The following is a 21,725-nucleotide window of genomic DNA, read 5'->3' as shown; positions in this document are numbered from 1 at the left end:
TCTATGCTTTTCTGTTTATGAAAGCAGGTGCTTAGCCACTACGAGTTGCTGGATTTGGTTGGTTCCTTCATAGATTTGCGTGATCTTCGCATCGCGGAAAAGTCGCTCTACCGGGTATTCCCGGGTGTAGCCGTAGCCGCCGAAGACTTGAATCGCTTCGGTGGTGACCTTCATCGCGGTATCAGAGGCAAAACGCTTCGCCATGGACGCTTCCATCCCGCACTTGAGACCTTGGTTGCGCAAGGATGCGGCGCGGTAGACGAGCAGGCGGGCTGCTTCGGTTGCGGTCGCCATATCAGCCAGTTTAAAAGAAATCCCTTGCAGGCTGGCGATTGGTTTGCCGAACTGGACGCGTTCTTTCGCATAGTCGATCGCGTACTTGGTCGCCGCCTCAGCGATACCGAGCGCTTGGGATGCGATCCCGATACGACCTACGTCAAGGTTGCCGAGAGCGATTTTCAGACCGTCGCCTTCTTGGCCGAGCAGGTTTTCTACTGGCACCATGGCGTTGTCAAAAATCAGCTCGCAGGTGTTGGAGCCGTGCAGGCCCATTTTCTTTTCTTTCTTGCCAACTTGGAAGCCCGGAGTGTCTTTATCCACGATGAATGCGGAAATTCCCTTGTTCCCCGCAGATGGGTCGGTTACCGCAAACGTGATGTAGATCTCTGCTTCACCGCCATTGGTGATGAACACCTTGCTGCCATTGAGGACATAGTGATCACCTTTGCGGACAGCGGTGGTGCGGATGCCGGAAGCATCAGAGCCTGCTTGTGGCTCGGTGAGGGCAAATGCCCCGATATATTCGCCGGAAGCCAGTTTTGGCACGTATTTTTGTTTTTGCTCCTCATTGCCGAAGTAGAGGATTGGGTTAGTACCCACGGAGGTGTGTACGGAGAGGATGACACCCACTGTCGCACTCACCTTGGAGATTTCGTTAATTGCGAGAATATAGGAAGTGAAGTCCGCGCCAGAACCGCCGTACTCTTCTGGAATCGGAATCCCCATCAAGCCCATCTGGCCCATCTTCTTAATGATGTGGAGCGGATATTCGTCTGTCTCTTCCATCACGGGTACGAATGGCGCGATTTCTTTTTCGGCGAAGTCGCGTACCATCTTACGCATCATCTCTTGTTCATCTGTAAAACGGAGATCCATGTGGCACGTCCTTTCTTAGCTGTAGTTGTAGAAACCGCGACCGGATTTTTTGCCGAGCCAGCCTGCTTTTACGTACTTGCGCAGGAGTGGGCAAGGGCGGTATTTGGAATCGCCAAAGCCTTCGTACAGAACTTCCATGATGTAGAGGCAGGTGTCGAGACCGATAAAGTCAGCGAGCGTGAGTGGGCCCATTGGGTGGTTCATCCCGAGCTTCATCACTTCGTCGATCGCTTCTGGAGTAGCTACACCTTCGTACACGCAGAAGATCGCTTCATTAATCATCGGCATGAGGACACGGTTGGAGACGAAGCCTGGGAAGTCGTTGACGCTGACTGGAACCTTGCTCATCTGTTTGGACAGGTCTTCGGTGAGTTGGTACACTTCGTCAGAGGTCTGCAGACCGCGGATGATCTCAACGAGCTTCATCACAGGAACCGGGTTCATGAAGTGCATGCCGATTACTTTCTCCGGACGGTTAGTTACCGCTGCAATCTCGGTGATTGGCAGGGATGAAGTATTGCTTGCAAGCACGGTATGCGGCGGGCATACCTCGTCAAGCGTTTTGAAGATCTGGGTCTTTACTGCCATGTTCTCAGTTACGGCTTCCACTACGAAATCTGCGCCTTTTCCGTCAGCCAGATCAGTGGAAAGGGTGATGCGGGAGAGGACAGCTTGTTTGTCATCTTCGCTCATTTTGCCTTTTTCTACGTTGCGGGACAGGTTCTTGGTGATGATACCGAGACCGCGCTCAACGAAATCTTGTTTGATATCGTTCAAAATTACGTTTAGGCCCGCTTGCGCTGCTACCTGCGCGATTCCGCTGCCCATCTGTCCTGCACCTACGACCATGAAAGTTTGTACGTTCACTGTAAAAATGCCTCCCTTTTGCCATTGGCTGTCTCAATAAAAATCGTTCGATGATACGGGTATTGCTTATCTATAGAAAAGAATTACCTTATGCTTCTACTTGGAGCAGAATCGCGTCGCCTTGTGCCGCACCGGAGCAGATTGCCGCTACGCCAAGACCACCGCCGCGACGGCGAAGTTCGTAGATCAGGTGCATGATGATACGCGCACCGCTTGCCCCGACCGGGTGGCCCAACGCGATGGCACCGCCGTTGACGTTTACTTTTTCAGGGTCCCAGCCTACCAGCTTGCCACTGGTGAGGGTAACGGCTGCGAATGCTTCGTTCACTTCAAAAAGGTCGATGTCTTCCAGCTTCACGCCTGTTTTTTGGAGGAGCTTGTTGATCGCAAGACCCGGAGTTGTCGCGATATAAGGCGCTTCGGCTCCGACTTGGGCATGACCGAGGATGGTTGCCAGCGGTTTTACACCGAGTTCTTGTGCTTTTGCTTCGGACATGACTACCATCGCTGCTGCACCGTCATTGATGCCAGGCGCGTTGCCTGCGGTGATCGTGCCGTCTTTTTTGTAGACTGGCGGCAGTTTGGCCAGTACCTCAAGCGTGGTGTCCGGACGTGGCGCTTCGTCGCGGTTAACGAGGATCGGATCGCCTTTGCGCTGTGGAATCGGCACAGCTACGATCTCTTCATCAAATACGCCATTCGCCACGGCTTGGGATGCGCGTTGCTGGGAGCGGAGTGCCCACTCATCCTGTGCTTCGCGGGTAATTTCGTACTCTTCTGCCACATTGCTGCCATGGATCGCCATCGGAACCTGGTCGAACGGGCAAGTGAGACCATCGTGCATCATCAGGTCTTTGACTTGGGCGTCACCCATGCGGAAGCCATTACGTGCATTCGGCATCGCGTACGGTGCGTTGGACATGCTCTCCATGCCGCCCGCGACCAGGATGTCAGCGTCGCCTGCGCGGATGATCTGATCCGCCATTGTAACCGCTCTCATTCCTGAGGCACAGACTTTGTTGATCGTCTCGCTGGCTACATCCCACGGCAGACCTGCTTTGCGTGCCGCCTGTCGAGATGGAACCTGACCGGCTCCAGCCTGTACGACCATCCCCATGATGACTTCATCTACTTGATCGCCTTGGACACCTGCTCTTGTGAGCGCTTCCTTAATTGCGATTGCACCCAGATCAACAGCCAAAACGTCCTTCAATGCTCCGCCGAATTTGCCAAACGGTGTACGTGCTGCACTGACGATAACTGATTTCATGTCTTCACTCTCCTTCGACATTGGTTCCTTACTGGTACCATATGATGCTAATTGATCGAGCGGTCGTTCACTTTTATCCTTATCTCCATTTTGCCGTGTTCGCAGGGATTAGTCAATGTATTAGGAAGAATTACATCTTTGCGGACATTTGTATCCAGAAATAAAAGTAGCCGGTCCACATTCAATGGAAAAATGGATAGATCCGGCTACTACAATTTATGTATATTAGTAAGAGAGACGGAGAATCTCCCGCCAATTTACCGGAAAACCGATTAGGTTCAATTCTACTTCCTCGTATTGGTCTACGAGAGCTTCCAGATTGGTTACAAAATGAGTCCATTCTGATGTACCAACAAGAAATTTCTTAATGACAAATATCATGGAGAATATCTGGTCGTAGCTAATCAGATACTTCCGGTCCTTCCCCCAGATTTTTGGCCGTTTAGCTAATTTTTTATTATATAATCTACCAAAATGAGCACATACATTTCTCACATAGGCTAAGCATACAAGCCAACTCTCAATATACTCAGACGGTATGTTACCGAGCTGTTCGGCTATACTCTTTTTATCCGTTGACCTCATATTAGAAAAAAGCATAGAAAGAACGCCAAATGACATAACCTCAACCGCTACCCATATTGGAATTTGCCCACCATATTTTTGTTTATGATGGAGAATAAACTCATTTCTTTTGTTTCTTTTGATTTCATCTTCCATTCTATTCATAAATTCCTGGTGAAAATCGATATTTTCAAAATGGGTACTCTCTTCGTATCCTAATGCCCCATATTGATGAGCAATATGATAAGCGATACGAGTCCGAAATAAAATCTCGACCCTTTCAAGCATCGGGATTAATAAATGTCTTAATTTTTTATCAAACTCGTACAGATTGCATACATGTTCAAACGTGACCCCTTCTTTAAACACATTATCCCTTTTGAGCGAAAGAGTATATGCACTCCATCTGTAGTAATTCACTCCTTTTAAGAATTGAATCGCTTTTTCTTCATTAAATAACAGAAGATTCCGACTCTTTAATAAATTAATTTGTTCCTCATATGTAAGTGGTTGTTTTATAGTTTGGATATTGTTATTTGTATCCACAATAAATCCCCCTAAAACAAAAAAGTCTCACCCTGGTACGCATTGTTAAGAGGCGTGGTGAGTTCTGTTACATCCATCTTATTTGATCACTTCGGAAGTGTCAACGTACTTTTGATCCACCTGACATGATTGTTCAAAAGCTTGAATAGCTTTTCTAAAGAAAAAAAGCAGGTTTCCAAAGGACGTTTACATCCTTTGAATCCTGCTTCTTTATTTTTCAGACCTCAGACCTTCCCTCGATTAAATCGCATCTGCGAGAATCTCAGCAACGTCTCTTGTCTTCACTTGTTCTTCTGCTTCTTTCATTTTCACACCGTCGTTCATCATGGTGAGGCAGTATGGGCATGCGGATGCGATCATGGTTGGGTTGACTTCGAGAGCCTGTTCGGTACGTGCTACGTTGACGCGGGTACCTTCGTGCTCTTCCATCCACATCAGACCACCACCGGCACCACAGCACATGCTGTCGCAACCGCTGCGTTTCATCTCAGCAATCTCAACGCCTGGGATCGCTTCGAGGATTTGACGCGGCATGTCATAGATTTCGTTGTAACGGCCAAGGTAGCAGGAATCATGGTAGGTTACACGCTCTTTTACCTCTTTTGTTGGTTTCAGACGGCCTTCTTTGATCCATTGAGTGAGGAGCTCGGAGTGGTGATACACTTCCGCTTGGAGACCAAACTCAGGATATTCGTTCTTGAAGGTGTTGAAAGCGTGCGGGTCACAGGTAACGATTTTCTTCACGCCGTATGCTTCGAACAGCGCGATGTTTTCCTGTGCCAGCTGCTGGAACAAGAACTCGTTACCGATACGGCGCGCGGTGTCGCCGGAGTTCTTCTCTTCGTTGCCGAGGATCGCGAACTTGATGCCTGCTTCGTGCATCAGTTTGACGAACGCTTGGGAGATCTTCATGGAGCGGTTATCGAAGGAGCCCATGGCACCTACCCAGAAGAGGTATTCGAACTCTTCGGTGTCTTTTACAGTTGGTACTTCGAGCTCGCCGCCGATGTTCTCGATCCACTTGACGCGGTCGCGACGGTTGATACCCCATGGGTTACCTTGGCGCTCGATGTTGTTGAGTGCGCGTTGTGCTTCTTGTGGCATGCTGCCCTCGGTCATGACGAGGTAACGGCGCATGTCGATGATTTTTTCTACGTGTTCGTTCATAACCGGGCATTGGTCTTCACAGTTGCGGCAAGTGGTACAAGCCCACAGCTCTTGCTCTGTGATAACATCGCCGATCAGGTTGACACTGTATTCAGCGGTTGCCGCTGCTTCGCCTGCACCTGCGGAAGCTTGCATAGCAAGTTGGTTGGCAGTGGTGTTCGGGAATGCGAAGTTCGGCATCCAAGGTGTGCGGGAAGTAACAGCCGCACCTTTTTCAGTCAAGTGGTCACGCAGCTTGGTGATGATCTCCATGGGGGAGAGCATCTTGCCTGTGCCGGAAGCCGGACACATGTTGGTACAGCGGCCACACTCTACACAAGCGTAGAGGTCGATCAGTTGTGTCTGGGTGAAGTCTTCGATTTTACCTACACCGAATACTTCTTGGGTTTCGTCTTCAAAATTGATGGTCGTCAGTTTACCAGGCGGGTCCAGCTTTTTGAACCATACGTTGACTGGCGCGAAGATCAAGTGCGCGTGCTTGGATTGTGGTACATAGATCGCAAATGCGAGCAGGACAAGCAGATGCGCCCACCAGAAGACATAGAAAAGTGCTGCTGCGACTGTCGTGCCTTTGAGACCACCCAACGCCATCGCGATCACAGAAGAGAACGGGGCGTATGCGGATGCCTCATGGCCGAGCCAGAGTTGTTCGAAAGCGAGTGACAACAGAACCGTTGCCATCAAAGAAGTGATGAAGATAATAACCAGACCGGATTTGAAACCGCGCTTGAGGCGCTTCAGCTTCTCTACATAACGGCGGTAGTAAGCGTACCCAATTGCAACCAAGATCAAAGCAACGGTAACTTCTTGCATCAGGCTGAAAAACTTGTGTGCGCTGCCAAACGGCAACTCAAAGCCTTTGACAAGACCCTTGATGATCAATTCGATTGCACCAAACTGCAGGATGATAAAGCCGTAGAACACGACAACGTGCATAATCCCGGACTTTTTATCCTTCAGCAGCTTCTTCTGGAAGATGACGTTCTCCCACATCAGATTGAGGCGTGCGTTAAGGTCATCTTTTACATCAGGCTTTTTACCAAGCTTGATGAAAAGGTAGCGGCTGTAAACCACGTGTGCGGCCAAGTAGAGGCCATACGCTAAGACAGCGAAAAACGCTATGAGGTTCAATAATGCCAACAAGGCTCTCAGCTCCTTCTCCTGCTACTTAAATTTTTTGTTTTTCAATTTATTCATCTTGTTTTATCTTATCAGAAGTGTCCGAAAAAATGAATGACCATTCATTCAAAATGTGCTGGTTTTTTTATGCGTGTGAATGGCGGGCTTCTGACAGGGTTTGTGAGTCAGTTCTGAACGGTCGCTCAGAAGGATTACATGATTGAATATAACATAAGTAAAGCGCTTACGCTATGGTAGTTTTTTGAGAAGCAGATTTGATTTATTGTATGTGGAAAACGGGAGATATAGCATCATTTAGACAGGAGAAACTTTTTTAATGTGGGTTTACGTGCGAGAATCCAGATGATCATGAATAAAAAACCGACATCCCTATGTGTAGGAAAATGTCGGTTTTTAGTATGTCTTCTATTACTATTACTGCAAAACTACGCCTGCTTCGGCTCCATCTCTTTCACTTGCTTCTTCTCCTCCTGCTCCTTGCGCACATCCGCGAGCGACTTGACCTTCGTCGCCTTGATCCGCTTGTTGCGCGGCAGGTCAATCGGCTCGAGGTTGTTGGCTTCATCACTCATCAGAGCAGCGATCCCGACAGCTTTGCCTTTGGCGGCTTGGCAGTACTCGCAGTTGGCCTCGTCATGTTTGTGGTACTCTTTCGGCTCTGGGTACGAGGTGATGACACCTTCGAAGTTGCGGAGCACCACTTTGTCAGAGGATTGAGAGATGATGTAATTCGGTGCGACCGGGATTTTACCGCCGCCGTGTGGAGCATCGACGACAAAGGTTGGCACCGCATAACCGGAGGTATGGCCGCGGAGCTGCTCCATGATTTCGAGTCCTTTCGATACTGGTGCGCGGAAGTGGCCGATGCCTTCGGAGAGGTCACATTGGTAGATGTAATATGGACGGACGCGGATTTTGACCAGGTCATGCATGAGTTTTTTCATGGTGTTGGCGCAGTCGTTGATACCGGCGAGGATGACGGATTGGTTACCGAGCGGGACACCTGCGTTGGCGAGCATTTCACAGGCTTTTTTAGCTTCTGGCGTGATTTCTTTTGGATGATTGAAGTGGGTGTTGAGCCAGATTGGGTGGTATTTTTTCAGGATGTCGCAGAGGTTTTCCGTGATGCGTTGTGGGAAAACAACTGGTGCGCGGGTACCGATGCGGATGATCTCGACATGCGGGATCTCGCGGAGGTTGCTGATGATATATTCAAGGATACGGTCGTTGATCAAGAGGCCGTCACCGCCGGAGAGAAGCACGTCGCGCACTTCTTCGTGAGTGCGGATGTAGTCGATGCAGGCATCAAGCTGTTTTTTCGGGACGCCCATACCGATCTGGCCGGAAAAGCGGCGGCGGGTACAGTAGCGACAGTACATCGAGCATTGGTTGGTGACGAGGAACAGCACGCGGTCTGGATAGCGGTGCGTCAGACCAGGTACCGGGGAATCCTCGTCTTCGTGGAGCGGGTCTTCCATATCATATCGGGTGCGTACCATCTCATTGGAGAGAGGTACGGATTGCATGCGGACAGGGTCTGTCGGATCGTTTTCGTCCATCAGGAGGGCATAGTAGGGTGTGATGTTGAGCGGGATGGTCTGGTTGGAGATTCGGACGCCTTCCTCCTCTTCTGGAGTCAGGTTGATTACTTGCTTCAGCTCATCGACGGTCTTGATCGTGTGGGTGAGCTGCCACATCCAGTCATTCCATTGTTCCTCGGTTACGTCCTTCCAAAGCTCTATGGTACGCCAGTCGCGAAGTGTCGTTGTGGTTGTGGTTGTCATCATGAATCTCCCCTTTTTCAAATGGTAATGCCCAGCACATGACGTGCACTCGTGAATAAGGAGGATGCAAAAGGCGTGCCAACATCGTCTGAGTATTCAGGAAGTTGGTCGTGAACGGGTGGAAAATGGTTGTGAAACGTGCGATGTGGCGGTGGTTGGCGGTTACTGTGGATATTTTGATTTGTGGGGTCGTGGTGTATGTACGTAGAAGAAGGGACAGCGTGATACTGTGGGGTGTGCCGAATTTCCGGCAGCCGTGGTGGGATGAAGCTTCGAGATGTGGCTGGGTTCTAGGTTGTTAATCAGGTTCGTTTACAAACTGCGTGCCGTTAATTTGGCTCTGTCCGCTCTTGCTGGGACAGCTTATATTGCAGAGTCTGACGCGGAATGACCAGCAGCTTGGCGGCTTGCAGGATATTGCCGTTGGTCTGCTCCAGTGCCAGATTGATGAGGGCTTCCTCCGTCTCACGGATGGCTTCACGTAGTGGACGGATCGTGAGCGGCAACGTAGAGGCAGCTGTGTGTCTTTGCTCAACGGCAGCCCAACCATCTGCAGTGGTGATCCCCGCCGCAGTGTACACCTCCGCCAACTCAACACGTGACATCATATGCGCGGGCAAATGCTCCAACTGAAGCGTATCCCCCTCCACCATATTCATCGCTGCCTCGATCACATGCTCCAGCTCCCGCACGTTACCCGGCCATTCATACACATGGAAGAGTCGCTGCACGTCCGGTGCCGCACCGTTGACCTGCATGCTGAACTTACGGTTGAACTTGCTGATAAAATGACTGACCAACAGCGTAATATCCTCTTTTCGCTCACGCAGCGGGGGTAGCTCGAACGAGACGACATTGATCCGGTAATACAGGTCGGCGCGAAGATTGCCTGCTTTCACAACCTTCTGCGGCTCTTCATTGGTCGCGGCAATGACCCGGACATCCACCTGCACAGACTGGGAGCTTCCGATGCGGCGGATCTGGCCGTCCTCAAGCACGCGGAGCAGCTTGGCCTGCAGATCTAAAGGCATACTGTTGATCTCATCGAGAAAAAGCGTCCCGCCATTCGCCAGCTCGAACAGTCCTGCCCTGTCATCGGCACCGGTAAAGCTACCTTTGGTCGTACCGAACAAGATGCTCTCCAGCAACGATGCAGGCAGCGCAGCACAGTTCTGCGCGATAAAAGGTCTGTCACTGCGCTCTGAGGCTTGGTGGATGGATTGGACGAGCAGCTCTTTCCCGGTTCCGGTCTCTCCATAGATCAGAATTGGTGAGCTGGTACGAGCGGCACGCTTGGCACGCGTCTTGAGCACATGCATGGAAGCGCTTTCGGTCAAAATGTCGTCGAACTGAAAAAACAGACGGTCGGACGGCGCTTGCTTAACGCGCTTGGATTTGCCGATCTGGGCCTGTAATTCGATTAGACGCTCGGAGAGTTCGCGCAGCTTGCCGATATCCTTGGCAATCTCTATGGCTCCTACCAGCTTTTCTCCCACTTGGACAGGCAAGGTCGTATTGATCGTCTCGACCCGGACACCGCGCAGGTTTTTGTAGGTCTGCCGCTTGTTGTAGATCGGATGACCCTTTTCGATCACCTGGAGCAACGTGCTGGTGTCTTTGTCCAGCGAGGGGAACACGTGCAGGAGCGGCTTGCCCAGCACTTCTTCCGGGGTCAAGCCATCCAGCTTGGCGATCACATGGTTATAAAAGATCGTCATGCCATTGGCGTCTACCACATGAATCCCTTCGTCAATGGCTCCAAGAATGGCTTGCAGCATTTCCACTGTATCTGACATCGGAATTTCTTGCACACACAGACCCCCTTTTATGGAACAAGATGCCAAAAATTCGGTCAACGCACTGCCGGATTTTTGGCATCTGTCTTATTTTTCAATCTGGTATGTCAAAAACAACGTGTAGATGATGTGACCGATGAGCCAGATCAGCCAACCGGCTATGGTCATCGCTTCTCCGCTCAGGAGTGAAAAGGGAAAATACAGCAGGAGGAAGGCGAGCATCCATGCCCCTGCATACTTGGCCACCGTATTCCCACGCGGACGCGGGTAGAAGAACATATACAGAAACGTGACCAAGATCGAGATGAGGAGATGAATGCCCAGCTCTACAATCGGATGAAGCCCTTCGAGGTAAGGAACGTAGCTGGTGTCGATGAGGACCTGAAATGTGCTGGTCTGAAATATGCCGTCGCACAACGCGAGAAAAGCGGCAAGAATCATCCCGGCAAGCAGGCCGTTGACGAGGACGAAGTTCATAGACGGGTCGCTCCCTTCGTATTAGTCATTCCATTCAGCTTGCAGCTCCAGCTCAAACGATCCGACATATTGCTTGTTCATCCACAGCTGGTACGCGATGCTGATTCGCTCAGGACGCTCCCCCTCGCTTTTGACGCTCAGCTTGGAGGTGTGCGTCTCCATCTCGAACATGCCATAGGGACTGTGGTAGACGGATTCGCTGGTGCGGCCTTTGACGAAAAGCTGTTTCATCTGGAGCTGTCCTTGGCGGATTAAGCTGACCATTCCGTCTTCGATCTTATAGACGGTGTTGACCGAGCCCGCTTCTTCCAGCTCTTCTTTATAGGTGAAGTACCAGCCGTTGCCTTTGGCTGTACCTTTTCCTTCGTGTGTCTGTTTGGTTTCATCTGTACGTCCATCTGCGGTCTGCTTGATGCGTACGTGGAGAGTGACTTCTTGCATGGTAGTGAATCCCCGCTTTTTCTGATGTTTTTCCCTATTATAACATAACCAAGGGTGTTATTTTTGACCCTGTTACTGTGCTTGGCTATGTTGCTCAACTTGAACTTGTTCCTCCGCTTGCCCTCCTTGGAGATTCAACATACGCATGGACACCACAATCCCGCCTCCCGCAAGCAGCAACAGACCTGCCAGGATCAAATACCCCAGACCCGCTCCTGTGTAATCGAGCATCAAGGTAAAACCTCCGATCAGGATCAGGCGCATCACCATCCCGACCGAATTCAGAAAGCTGAGCACACGGCCCATGAACGCTTTTGGAATCAGACCCATGTAGATATTTTGCCGGATCAGACGTGAAGCGGCATTGGCCCAGCCGACACAGGTATACAGGGCGCTGAACACCCAGCCGTTCGGGATGAGCACCAGCAGGATCAGACTGATCGAGAACAACGCAATATTTACAAGTAACGCATTACGGTCCCCCAGACTGCGAGCTACGAAAATACCCAAAAACCCCGCAGATGTAGCCCCGATCGCATACGTCATGTCGCTCAACGAAAAGATCAGCACATCCGCCTTCAAGGTCTGGCTGACGTATACGGGCGCCAGCAGATTGGAGGCCATGACCGCAATGAACGGCATCAGGACGGAGACCCCGAACAGCAGGAAGCCGCGCCTTTCTTTGACGAACAGCCAGCTTTTGTGGAACTGATCCATCCAAGAGGTGCGGCTCGCCTCTTTGGCTTCTGCGCCCAATGTGAACGTGTAGTTCATCCCAGACAGCATGATGAAGGCGAACAGGTACGTGAGTGCGTCCAAAAGCAGCGCGATATGAAGCCCCCACTTACTCAGGACGATTCCTGCCAAAGCACCCGCCAGCACGGCCGCCGTCTGCCCCTCGATCTCCAGCCAGCTGTTGGCCGACTGATAATATTTCTGGTCAAAGGTCTCCTGCACCAGCGCCGACTGTGCCGGATAGTGAATCTGGTAAGACGTAATCGTATAAAAGTAGATGGCAATCAGCATCCACTCTTGGTACTCACCGACGAAGCCCCAGGCCGCGAACAGGATCAGCACGGTGAAGCCCACGATATTCTCCACCTGCAGCACCATCTTGCGGGAAAAGCGGTCGACCAGCGTCCCCAGATACGGCGCAATGAACAACAGCATCACCGCTGTGATAAACATCGTCGAGCCTAGCAGATCAGCCGAGCCCGTGCTCTCGACCAGATACCACGGAATGCCGATCATGCTCATGCCTTGCCCGAAGCTGGAAAATAGGTTCCCGACAAACAGTTTACGAAAATCCCGGTGTTGAATGACTTCTTTCATCATGAGGAAGTGCCTCCGCTTCGTTGTAGTTCCGTGACCCTTATTGTAGTTGGCATAGGATCAACAGTAAATAACGGTTTTGGAGGAAAAAGTGATGAAGGTATTGCACCTAGTAAAAACATAAAAAAGAGGAGGAAAATCACCCGAGAGTGATTCCCTCCTCTTTACCGTTCATTTCAATACGATTTCTATTTCACAAAACCCAAGATCAGCTCACGGATGATCTTAGATGCGACGATTTGCGTCATTTCGCTGTGGTCATAGATTGGTGCTACTTCTACAAGGTCACAGCCGATTACGTTGGCACCATTTTGGGACATGAAGTGGATGGTTTCGAGCAGCTCACGGGACGTGATACCGCCTGCTTCCGTCGTACCGGTTCCTGGCGCGTGTGCAGGGTCGAGTACGTCGATGTCAATGGTGAGGTAGATCGGACGGTTGCCGATGGTTGGAAGCACTTGCTTCACTGGCTCCAGCACATCGAATTTGTAGAGGTGCATGTTTTCTTTGGCCCACTCGAACTCTTCTTTCATACCAGAGCGGATCCCGAAGGAGTACACGTTTTTGCCGCCGATCAGGTTGCATGCTTTCTTGATCGGGGTGGAGTGAGAGTACTCATAGCCTTCGTAGTTATCGCGAAGGTCGGTATGTGCGTCGAAGTGGAAGATCACGAGGTCGTTATACTTTTTGTAGACTTCCTCGATCACCGGCCAAGAAACGAGGTGTTCGCCACCCATCCCGATTGGGAATTTGCCGTCAGCCAGCACTTTGCCCACGAAATCACGGATCTGCTGCAGGCTGCCTTCTACGTTACCGAAACCGAGCGGAATATCGCCGGCATCGAAGTATTTGACCTCTTCCAACAGACGGTCGAGGTACGGGCTGTACTCTTCCAAACCTACGGATACTTCACGGATACGGGCAGGGCCAAAACGGGAACCCGGACGGAAAGATACCGTCCAGTCCATCGGCATGCCGTAGATCACCGCTTGTGCATCTTCATAGTTCTGGTGGCTGCGGATAAAGACGTTACCAGAGTATGCTTCATCAAAACGCATCTTGTCAGCCTCCTTATTTTTCGTCGCGAGTCAGCTCAGCCACGAATTTAGGGAGCTTGAAGACGGAGTGATGGATTTCTGGGGAGTAGTATTTGGTTTCGAGATCTTTGATTTTGGATGCATCTACTTCCAATGGATCGTACTGCTTGGAAGCGATAGTGAAGCTCCAGAGACCGGATGGGTAAGTTGGGATGCTTACGGTGTAGAGACGGGTCACTGGGAAGATGGATTTCAGGTCTTTGAATACGCGCTTGATCAGCTCACGGTTGAACCAAGGAGACTCGGTTTGTGCAACCATGATACCGTCTGGTTTGAGAGCGTCGAAGATACCTTGGTAGAAGCCTTTTTCGAAGAGACCAACCGCTGGACCTACAGGCTCAGTAGAGTCAACCATGATCACATCGTACTCGCCTTTGTGGTCGTGGATGTGTTTGATTCCGTCGATAACTTGTACGTCAACGCGTGGGTTGCCCATCAGTTCGCTTGCGATTTGTGGGAAGAATTCTTTGGAGCGCTCGATTACGCCGCCGTCGATTTCAGCCAGAACCGCTTTTTCAACGGATTGGTGTTTTACGATCTCACGGATCGCACCGCCGTCGCCGCCACCTACAACCAGAACCTTTTTCGGGTTCGGGTGGGTATTCATCGCGATGTGAGTGATCATCTCATGGTAAACGAACTCGTCCACATCAGTCGTCATCACCATACCATCGAGCACGAGCATACGGCCGAATTGGTTGGTATTGATGATATCGATTTTTTGGAACTCCGTTTGTTCACTATGTAAAGTTTCGCTAATTTTAGTTGTAATCCCGTGATTCTCGGTTTGTTTTTCGGTGTACCACAATTCCATATCGAAAAATCCTCCCTTTACATGAAAAAATCTAATTAAGAATGAGTGCAGGCATGCCTGAACAAGCACTCATGGTAAACACACATCAACAAAGTAATTATAGAGTTTCGCTTTCAAAAAGCAAGTGAAAATTTCCTGTATGCGCATAAACTGCTAGATCACGTATAAACCAAGTCGAATAAAGCCATACTGGGTAACTAGGATAAACCGTTTTTTCGGTATTGCCATCTTCGCTGTTATAAGTTACCCAAAACTGCCTATTCTATGTAAATTCCTTAGAGAGAAAGGACGTGTCCCCTGATGGAAGTCGTTCGCGAAACCCCGCTCTTACGCTGGTTGCGGGTGGTGAAGCGGTCGGTCAAACTGGGTCTTCTCCTGTTTGTACTCGCGATTTGTGCTCTTTTTCTGATGATTCTATATCTACGCTCACAACCACTGCCAGCTGCATCGATCAACCAGACCAGCACCGTCTATGCCAGCAACGGCGAGGTGCTCGATACGATTCATCGCGGGGAAAACCGCATCGTCGTCCCGCTGAAGGATATCTCCCCTTATCTGGTACAAGCCACACTGGCGATTGAAGACCGCTATTTTTATAACCATTATGGCTTTGACATCAAACGTACAGCGATGGCTGCTTATATCAACATCAGAGATATGGACAAATCACAGGGAGCCAGTACAATCAGCCAACAGCTGGCCCGCAATCTGTATTTGACCCATGAAAAAACCTGGAGCCGTAAGATTAAAGAAGCACTGATCACGGTTCAGCTTGAGTTAAATTACAGTAAAGACGAAATTCTCGAAATGTACATGAACCAAATCTATTACGGCGAGTCTGCGTATGGTGCGGAGGCCGCGGCCCAAACCTACTTCGGCAAATCCGCCAAAGATCTGACCCTGTCAGAAGCGACCATGCTTGCCGGTATCCCAAAAGGCCCCACCTACTATTCACCGTTCAACCACTATGAGAACTCGCGCAACCGTCAAAAACTGATTCTGGACGCCATGGAGAGGGATGGCTATATCACCGCTGAACAGTCAGAAGCCGCATATGCCGAGACGCTTGCTTTCAAGAAAAAAGAACAAAACAAAAAGACAAGCCCAGGTCCCTACTTCAACGATTACCTCGCCACTCTGGTGATTGAGCATTACGGGATCGCAGAAGAATTGTATCTGCACGGCGGACTGAAAATCTACACCACGCTCGATTACGACATGCAGCAAAAGGCCGAAGAAGTGATAGACAAGTACCTCGGCAAAAGCAATCCAGAGCTGCAGACCGCACTGGTCGCCATTGAGCCACAAACCGGGCAGATCAAAGCGATGGTGGGCGGTCGTGATTACACCAAAAGCCAGTACAACCGTGTGTTCAGCAAACGCCAGCCGGGCTCGTCCTTTAAGCCATTACTCTATCTGGCTGCACTCGAAAACGGCTTTACCCCGATCACCATGATGAAAAGTGAGCCGACGATCTTCACCTATGACGGCGGCAAGCAATACATCCCGAGCAACTTCGGCGACCGCTACGCCAACGACTACATCACCTTACAGCGGGCTATCGCCACCTCGGACAATATCTATGCAGTCAAAACCATCGATCAGCTGACACCCGGCAAGCTGGTGGAAGAAGCGAAAAAGCTGGGCATTACCAGCAAAATGCAGGCCGTCCCTTCACTTGCTCTCGGGACTTCCCCTGTTTCCCCGTATGAGCTGACCGCCGCCTATGCGGCCATCGCCAACAAAGGCGAAATGGTCAAGCCGATTGCCATCACCAAAATCGTCGACAGCGAAGGCAACATCCTAGTCGAGGAAAAGTCGGAAAAACAGCAAGTCGCCGATCCCCAAGCGTCTTTCCTGCTGACCCATATGATGCAAAGCGTCTTCGAACCTAACGGAACTGCCTACCGCGTCGCCCATCAGCTCAACCGCCCTGTCGCTGGGAAAACAGGTACGACTGACTACGACGCTTGGTTGTCTGGGTTTACCCCGCAACTGGCTACAACCGTCTGGGTGGGTTACGACGAAGGAAAAAAAGTGGACCCGATCAAAGATGCCCGACTGGCCGCACCGATCTGGGCTGACTTTATGGAAAGCGCACTGAAGGATCAACCGCCTACCCTGTTCGATGTCCCTCAAGGCATCATCTCCGTCTACATCAACCCGGAAAACGGCAAGCTGGCAACCGAACATTGTCCAGCCCCGCAATTGCTGTACTTCGCTGCCGGGACCGAACCGACAGATTTCTGTACGGAGCATCTGCCAAATCCATCGGACAAACCACAACCGCTCAAGCCGACGGAGAACCAGTCGTTCTGGCAACGGATGGGTGGATGGTGGAGCAGTCCGTAAGTTTGAGTAGCAGTTCAGTGGCTTACGGTTCGGTGATATGTTTGTAGCAACCGTTACCGTGGCTGACGGTTCAGTGATATGTCTGTAGCAATCGTTACCGTGGCTTGCTGTTCAGTAATATGTTTGTGAGCAAACTTAGTCTGCAATTCTGAGGGGATCTTGTAGGCCGCTCCAATGATGTAGCTGGTTTTCCAGTTAAATAAGCAAGACAAGAAAAAGACCGAGCGAGACCGATCTTGGATTAGATCGGATCGTCGGTCTTTTTGTGTTCAGAGGAGTGTTGGTAAGCCGAGGCTCACAGTTATCTCGGGCAATCACCGGTCTTTTCCGTACTTAGTTATTCTTATTCTGTTCGTTCGTGCTCTCGCCACCGCCGATTGTACCGTGGCCGTCTGAGAACAGGTGGTCATTCACAATTTGGATCAGACCTGCTTGGCTCAGATGATCCAGCACCTCAAACAGGCTTTCGCGGTGACCGGCAGGCAGTTTACGGACAAAGTTATTAATTTCTTGAGGGGTTGCGTTGTTGCGGAAATGGACCCCACCATGGCGGGCAAAGTGATCTTCTGCCCCAACCTGAATTCCTGGGGCAACGGTTTGGCGAACTTGGTTATTCATCGGCAACGCATTCTCCTCCTTTGCAGAAGTGGATGAAGGACTACGTTGCTAGTGTGCGCCTCCCTTACGTAATCATGACCTGTAAATAAAGACAAACGGGGAAAGACATGAGTCCTTCCCCGCTTGTTGACCTAGTGTACCGTTGTATACAATTGTACACCCCTAAGTTTACCTTGTTTTTCGTCAAAGGTACAATTCATTTTTTTATTTGTTCACAGACCGTTCAATTTTATTTACGATAAAGCTTCTTTTAATTCGTCCGAGGAGTTGTTGTACATGGCTTCATTGTTGTCGACGAGAAGCTTTTTAAGCGCTGCTTTACTCTTCTCGTCTAATTCGCTGAGCATGATACGGCGCTTCATGGAGTAGTCCATGCGGTTCACGTGCTCAGGGAGCAATTTGTAGCCACGGCGTGCTTCACGATCGATCTCCATATAGCATGCGGTCGCCCCAGCATAGTATGGGCCTTGTTCATTGCGGTCAACGGTTACCCAGATCAGCCAATATGGTTTGCCGTTCGGTGTGTCTTCTTTATTTGGGGTGAATTTGATGCCCTTTTCCACCACGCTTTTTGCATGCAAAGCGCCCATGTCGATGACAGCTTCACCTGCTTCCACATCAATAATGATAGAGGAAACTGCGCTCAAATCAAGCATACCCGCACCGTATCCGCCATGAACTTCGGTCTTGTTGTTACTGCTCAAAATGGTAAAACCACTGTTTTTATTATTATTAAAAATGTCCATCTAAAATGACCCCCAACTAAGATCAGTCTTCCTTTTATTGTACCCCGAATCATTCATCTTGTGCAATTTACCAACGTGCTGAACCATCATGCTTTTACCCAAGGTGGAGAGACTAACAGGGAGAATGCACAAAAGGGGGAACTCGCAAATGGCAGACCATCCGCGTGAAGCAGATGTACAAGTGAACCGTATCCGCCAACTGAATGAACCTTATCCTGCAGCCGCCAGAGTCATCGACGAGATCGTAGCGGAAAAAGCAAAACAACGTCCAGCAGTGCAGCCACATAGAAGTGTGGACGGTATCGATGCCAGCCTGCTTGTAAATCTGGAAACCGAAGCAGGTGGATTAAAGACCGGGGTTCCTTCCAACTATGAGACCAATGTCGGGGGCGCTACAAAAAGCATGACTGACTTTGAGGTGAAAAAATCACCTGGACGTTTGTAAAGTAGATCTTGTTCTTCCTAAGGGAGCTTCTCCAAGTAGTTTTTTCTGGATAAACCCGCCCGCTGGTTTGAAAAAAGCAGGCGGGTATTTGGTTTTACGCTGATATGTTACCTTATAAGCGACTTCCCCACCTTACATAACGCACTATTTTCCTCGACATCCATTGAAAAAAGAGCACATATACCGCAGTCGGTATGGAGTAACCGATCAAAAACATTGTATCTTGACCGTAAAACATAAAGACAGGCATCATCGCACCGGTTAGGATGGTCACCCCAAGTAAGGATACCAGTCTTTTTCTCAGAAACAGAGCGAGCAAGACACTGGGGACAAGCAGGAAATAGGTTAACGGTGACAGGGAAAATAAGCCGTCCATTCCCGCAATGACCCCGAAGTAAAACCCACCGAGTTGGATGGTGATATCCATATGGGGTCTCCTTGTCTGGTTTTGGTTTTTGTGCATACGGTGGGAAATCCCGTCTGCAAAGCCTTTCTTAGTTTAGTGTAACTTGCAGCTTTTTCGGTTCAGCTCCGGGAACCAGTTGCCATTGGCGCTTCTGTTCCTGTTGGTTTGTATCAGCATTGGCAAAGACATGTTGGATGGTGATCGTTCCTGTTGTGTTTGTGTCGTGTGGTTGTTCTTGGGGGAGGCTTGATAGAGGTGATTTCTTAGGTGTGGGGGAAGATTGAGTAATTGGAGCGGTCTGTAGTTCAAAAGATTCTGGGTTGTCCTTCCACAGAATGACGATGACATTATCGTGGCGGTCAATCTGGAATGGTTTGGGGGTTGTTTCACGCGAGTTGAGTGAATAACTCTCTCCTCGATGAGTGAGCACCAGATTTGTCATCTCGTCGTTCACAGTGATAATGGTATAGTGATAATTTTTCACATTCTCTGCAGATGTACGCATGCCTTTCTGCACGTCTGTAATCCCCAGCAAAAGATGGGCTACCTGCTGGATTACGTAAGGATTACGCGGGAGCAGGGAGTGTCCTTCTTGGATGTAGTAATCTTTGATAATGTCTTTCATTTTGAAACTTGCACTATGAATCGGTACGGTGTCATCACCGCCTTGATTGCCGAAGACCGGCTCAAAATGATTGTTGGCTTCGTGGAATTCATACCCGGTAAAAGTGAGTCTGCTGTCGCCGATGATCCGGTACTGAGGCACATAGATTTGCTTCGTCTCCCACTTCTCTTGTTTCAGCCCGGCTGACTTGGCAAGGGGGCGGTAGCTTACTTTAACACGGGGATCGCTGTTGATTTCATCGTAGTTCAGGGCTCGTTTTGATTTGGCTGTAACAAGTGTGAGGTAGCTTTGTTTTTTGACATAGTTCTTGGAGGGGAGCAATTCATATACAGCGGGAGCATATTGAGCGATCAGGCGACCGGTCTCATTGCTGAGCGGTTCATAGCCATAGGCGGAAATATTGAAATTGTGACCGAATTTGATCGCACGGTACGCATACGGTGAGCCGAGGAACGGAGTCCCCATGTAAATGATCCGCTTGGTCTTCTTCTGGTAGGAGACACTCCCCAGCAAGGTTTCCCGCACCAGTAATCCACCCATGCTGTGGACCACGATCTGTACCTGCTTGGCCTGCGACTGCTGTAGAGCCTGGTCTATCTTATTTTTCAGGAATACGGCATTGTCAGTAGCGCTAAACCTCCAGTCATACGGTAGCGCAAACAGGGTTTTATTTTTTTGATAACCCATCCGTTCCAGATGAGCAATCATGCTTTGGTATTGCTCGGAAGCTTCCTTCGCGGGAGCCATGTACGATAGATAGGCAATCGCTTTAAATCCTCCTTCATCAGCTTCCGGGTAAACCGTGACACGGTCATCAGTTGGAACCATTTTGACACTGTTTGCGCTTTTCGGTTTGAGTGTAAGTAACCTGCGGTGGTTGGTGTCGTTGGGATTCAGAATCATGCCCCCGAGATTGGGCCATGCCTCCATCGTGACCATTACTTCCTGACCGCCATGTACCTGCATCGGTGCCTTGGCCAGTAAGCGGGAGCCGCCAATACCGGGAATCAAGATGACAGGAAGGGTCTGAACCTGGGCAGAGAGTTTGTATGTATGGGTTTTGTATGCGGAACGCGAGCTCATGGCCACTTTTAAGTAATGGGTCCCTGCATCGCCGTTATAGCTGATTTTTTCGTCCTTGCTGCCTGCATTTTCAGACTTGGCAACCAGTTTTTTATTGGGGTCATAGAGATACAGATCAAGGTCAATACCGGTTGGAAAATCCGTAAGTGTCAGATCGATGGTGGAAGATAGAGTCGGACTTATTTTGTAGTAGTCCACATCACTCTTTTGATGAAGGTTGGCTACTTGCGGGGAATTGAGCGGGAATGGTTTGGCGGTGTCAAACGTATTGTTGCTCTCAAAAGGGTCAGGCTGTGTGTCAGGGGCCGTCGGCAGATAGCTTGCATTCACATGATAGTAGCCGCTCTTATGCGAGCTGTTCCCAGCGCCCTTGACCACGAGGTAATACCATTGGTTTTTCTCCGTGGTGACCGGTTCGATCCCTTCATCGGCCGAGCCTGATTTTACACTCTTGGCCAACTCACGCTGCTCTGAGTCGTACAGGTAAAGATCATAGTTTTGTCCGTTAGGGATCTGGGAGAGCTGGATTTTGATTTTACCGTTGGATGGGGCTTTAATCTTCCAGTAATCGAGGTCACCTGATTTTTGAATGCGTCCGTATCCGCCTTTTTCCGTTTGAATCCAGTCTGCTTTGGCTTTGGTGTCGTTGGGTTCTACTTCGTAGGTGCCGAGTTTTTTGGAGGAAGAGGCAGAAAAACGCGCAAATAGCTCATCGGAGTCAGCTGTGCCATACAGTTTGAGGTGTTCTTCGGCGGCTTTTTGCTGATGGTCTGTTGATACAGATGAGGAGGCTTGAGATTGGCTGACAGCCTCTTCGGCTGAAGCAGTTGGTGTTGTGTTGAACATCCATGCTTGTCCGACTCCGGCAACAATACAGGACAGACTCAGCACGAGGCTTACCCACGATTTCCACCATGTTTGGTTCAAAAAAATCACCCTTCCTTATTTTCTTACTTTAAGCGTAAAAAAAGACAGAAGGGTGTGCAAAAAAATTTTCGGC

General features: G+C 49.9%; 18 protein-coding genes. 2 read left to right on the top strand and 16 right to left on the bottom strand.

Translation table 11 applies throughout. The features are described 5' to 3' along the window. Positions 1-15 precede the first annotated feature (15 nt). The 12 genes from FGI41_RS14355 to speE all read right to left on the bottom strand — a co-directional run bounded on the left by FGI41_RS14355 (position 16) and on the right by speE (position 14,450). Complete coding sequence (locus tag FGI41_RS14355; protein WP_139491042.1) at positions 16-1,155, bottom strand: acyl-CoA dehydrogenase; 1,140 nt, start codon at positions 1,153-1,155, stop codon at positions 16-18. A 15-nt stretch (positions 1,156-1,170) separates the two neighbouring features. Then, on the bottom strand, positions 1,171-2,022 hold the full coding sequence (locus tag FGI41_RS14350; RefSeq protein ID WP_139491041.1) for a 3-hydroxybutyryl-CoA dehydrogenase: 852 nt from the start codon (positions 2,020-2,022) through the stop codon (positions 1,171-1,173). A gap of 88 nt (positions 2,023-2,110) precedes the next feature. Further along, the gene (locus FGI41_RS14345) at positions 2,111-3,292 is read right to left on the bottom strand and encodes an acetyl-CoA C-acetyltransferase (protein WP_139491040.1); all 1,182 of its coding nucleotides are present in this window, start codon (positions 3,290-3,292) and stop codon (positions 2,111-2,113) included. A gap of 225 nt (positions 3,293-3,517) precedes the next feature. After that, positions 3,518-4,402, bottom strand: a complete 885-nt coding sequence (locus FGI41_RS14340; protein WP_176560280.1) for an Abi family protein — start codon at positions 4,400-4,402, stop codon at positions 3,518-3,520. A 240-nt stretch (positions 4,403-4,642) separates the two neighbouring features. Next, the gene (locus tag FGI41_RS14335) at positions 4,643-6,712 is read right to left on the bottom strand and encodes a heterodisulfide reductase-related iron-sulfur binding cluster (protein ID WP_139491038.1); all 2,070 of its coding nucleotides are present in this window, start codon (positions 6,710-6,712) and stop codon (positions 4,643-4,645) included. Positions 6,713-7,134: 422 nt separating this feature from the next. Next, positions 7,135-8,493 carry a lysine 2,3-aminomutase gene (gene kamA / locus FGI41_RS14330; RefSeq protein WP_139491245.1) on the bottom strand — a complete coding sequence of 453 codons (1,359 nt, stop codon included), beginning with the start codon at positions 8,491-8,493 and terminating at the stop codon, positions 7,135-7,137. Between the two features lie 329 nt (positions 8,494-8,822). Next, positions 8,823-10,295 (bottom strand): sigma-54 interaction domain-containing protein, encoded by a 1,473-nt coding sequence (locus tag FGI41_RS14325; RefSeq protein ID WP_139491244.1) that lies wholly within the window; start codon positions 10,293-10,295, stop codon positions 8,823-8,825. 81 nt (positions 10,296-10,376) lie between these two features. Beyond that, entirely contained in the window at positions 10,377-10,766 is a 390-nt protein-coding gene (locus FGI41_RS14320) for a hypothetical protein (RefSeq protein ID WP_139491037.1), read from the bottom strand. Positions 10,767-10,787: 21 nt separating this feature from the next. After that, positions 10,788-11,207 (bottom strand): YwiB family protein, encoded by a 420-nt coding sequence (locus FGI41_RS14315; protein ID WP_139491036.1) that lies wholly within the window; start codon positions 11,205-11,207, stop codon positions 10,788-10,790. A gap of 72 nt (positions 11,208-11,279) precedes the next feature. Next, positions 11,280-12,539: an MFS transporter gene (locus FGI41_RS14310; protein ID WP_139491243.1), complete on the bottom strand. Its 1,260-nt coding sequence runs from the start codon at positions 12,537-12,539 to the stop codon at positions 11,280-11,282. Between the two features lie 188 nt (positions 12,540-12,727). Continuing rightward, on the bottom strand, positions 12,728-13,597 hold the full coding sequence (gene speB, locus FGI41_RS14305; protein WP_139491035.1) for an agmatinase: 870 nt from the start codon (positions 13,595-13,597) through the stop codon (positions 12,728-12,730). A 13-nt stretch (positions 13,598-13,610) separates the two neighbouring features. Then, positions 13,611-14,450, bottom strand: coding sequence for a polyamine aminopropyltransferase (gene speE, locus FGI41_RS14300; protein ID WP_139491034.1), 840 nt, complete (start codon positions 14,448-14,450; stop codon positions 13,611-13,613). 300 nt (positions 14,451-14,750) lie between these two features. On the opposite strand from speE, the gene FGI41_RS14295 reads away from it, so the two are divergent. After that, positions 14,751-16,802, top strand: coding sequence for a transglycosylase domain-containing protein (locus FGI41_RS14295; RefSeq protein ID WP_139491033.1), 2,052 nt, complete (start codon positions 14,751-14,753; stop codon positions 16,800-16,802). 333 nt (positions 16,803-17,135) lie between these two features. Here FGI41_RS14295 and FGI41_RS14290 read toward each other — a convergent pair whose 3' ends face one another. Continuing rightward, entirely contained in the window at positions 17,136-17,420 is a 285-nt protein-coding gene (locus FGI41_RS14290) for a hypothetical protein (protein WP_139491032.1), read from the bottom strand. 233 nt (positions 17,421-17,653) lie between these two features. Next, the gene (locus tag FGI41_RS14285) at positions 17,654-18,166 is read right to left on the bottom strand and encodes a YwhD family protein (RefSeq protein ID WP_139491031.1); all 513 of its coding nucleotides are present in this window, start codon (positions 18,164-18,166) and stop codon (positions 17,654-17,656) included. A 148-nt stretch (positions 18,167-18,314) separates the two neighbouring features. Here FGI41_RS14285 and FGI41_RS14280 point away from each other — a divergent pair, with 148 nt between their 5' ends. Next, positions 18,315-18,611: a hypothetical protein gene (locus FGI41_RS14280; RefSeq protein ID WP_139491030.1), complete on the top strand. Its 297-nt coding sequence runs from the start codon at positions 18,315-18,317 to the stop codon at positions 18,609-18,611. A gap of 112 nt (positions 18,612-18,723) precedes the next feature. On the opposite strand, the gene FGI41_RS14275 is transcribed toward FGI41_RS14280, so the two are convergent. Then, positions 18,724-19,038, bottom strand: a complete 315-nt coding sequence (locus FGI41_RS14275) for a hypothetical protein (protein WP_139491029.1) — start codon at positions 19,036-19,038, stop codon at positions 18,724-18,726. Between the two features lie 67 nt (positions 19,039-19,105). Then, positions 19,106-21,652: a lipase/acyltransferase domain-containing protein gene (locus tag FGI41_RS14270; protein ID WP_139491028.1), complete on the bottom strand. Its 2,547-nt coding sequence runs from the start codon at positions 21,650-21,652 to the stop codon at positions 19,106-19,108. Positions 21,653-21,725 lie beyond the last annotated feature (73 nt).

This window comes from Brevibacillus dissolubilis, assembly GCF_006170445.1.
GTDB classification, from domain to species: domain Bacteria; phylum Bacillota; class Bacilli; order Brevibacillales; family Brevibacillaceae; genus Brevibacillus_B; species Brevibacillus_B dissolubilis.
The sequence above is the reverse complement of the archived record's forward strand: the minus strand, read 5'-3'. Positions and strand labels throughout refer to the sequence as shown.

What these genes read in the sequence shown, in the direction of transcription:
- FGI41_RS14355 (WP_139491042.1), bottom strand. Translation starts at nt 1,155, where the DNA reads ATGGATCTCCGTTTTACAGATGAACAAGAGATGATGCGTAAGATGGTA.
- FGI41_RS14345 (WP_139491040.1), bottom strand. Translation starts at nt 3,292, where the DNA reads ATGAAATCAGTTATCGTCAGTGCAGCACGTACACCGTTTGGCAAATTC.
- kamA (WP_139491245.1), bottom strand. Translation starts at nt 8,493, where the DNA reads ATGACAACCACAACCACAACGACACTTCGCGACTGGCGTACCATAGAG.
- FGI41_RS14320 (WP_139491037.1), bottom strand. Translation starts at nt 10,766, where the DNA reads ATGAACTTCGTCCTCGTCAACGGCCTGCTTGCCGGGATGATTCTTGCC.
- FGI41_RS14315 (WP_139491036.1), bottom strand. Translation starts at nt 11,207, where the DNA reads ATGCAAGAAGTCACTCTCCACGTACGCATCAAGCAGACCGCAGATGGA.
- FGI41_RS14310 (WP_139491243.1), bottom strand. Translation starts at nt 12,539, where the DNA reads ATGAAAGAAGTCATTCAACACCGGGATTTTCGTAAACTGTTTGTCGGG.
- speB (WP_139491035.1), bottom strand. Translation starts at nt 13,597, where the DNA reads ATGCGTTTTGATGAAGCATACTCTGGTAACGTCTTTATCCGCAGCCAC.
- speE (WP_139491034.1), bottom strand. Translation starts at nt 14,450, where the DNA reads ATGGAATTGTGGTACACCGAAAAACAAACCGAGAATCACGGGATTACA.
- FGI41_RS14295 (WP_139491033.1), top strand. Translation starts at nt 14,751, where the DNA reads ATGGAAGTCGTTCGCGAAACCCCGCTCTTACGCTGGTTGCGGGTGGTG.
- FGI41_RS14290 (WP_139491032.1), bottom strand. Translation starts at nt 17,420, where the DNA reads ATGAATAACCAAGTTCGCCAAACCGTTGCCCCAGGAATTCAGGTTGGG.
- FGI41_RS14285 (WP_139491031.1), bottom strand. Translation starts at nt 18,166, where the DNA reads ATGGACATTTTTAATAATAATAAAAACAGTGGTTTTACCATTTTGAGC.
- FGI41_RS14280 (WP_139491030.1), top strand. Translation starts at nt 18,315, where the DNA reads ATGGCAGACCATCCGCGTGAAGCAGATGTACAAGTGAACCGTATCCGC.
- FGI41_RS14275 (WP_139491029.1), bottom strand. Translation starts at nt 19,038, where the DNA reads ATGGATATCACCATCCAACTCGGTGGGTTTTACTTCGGGGTCATTGCG.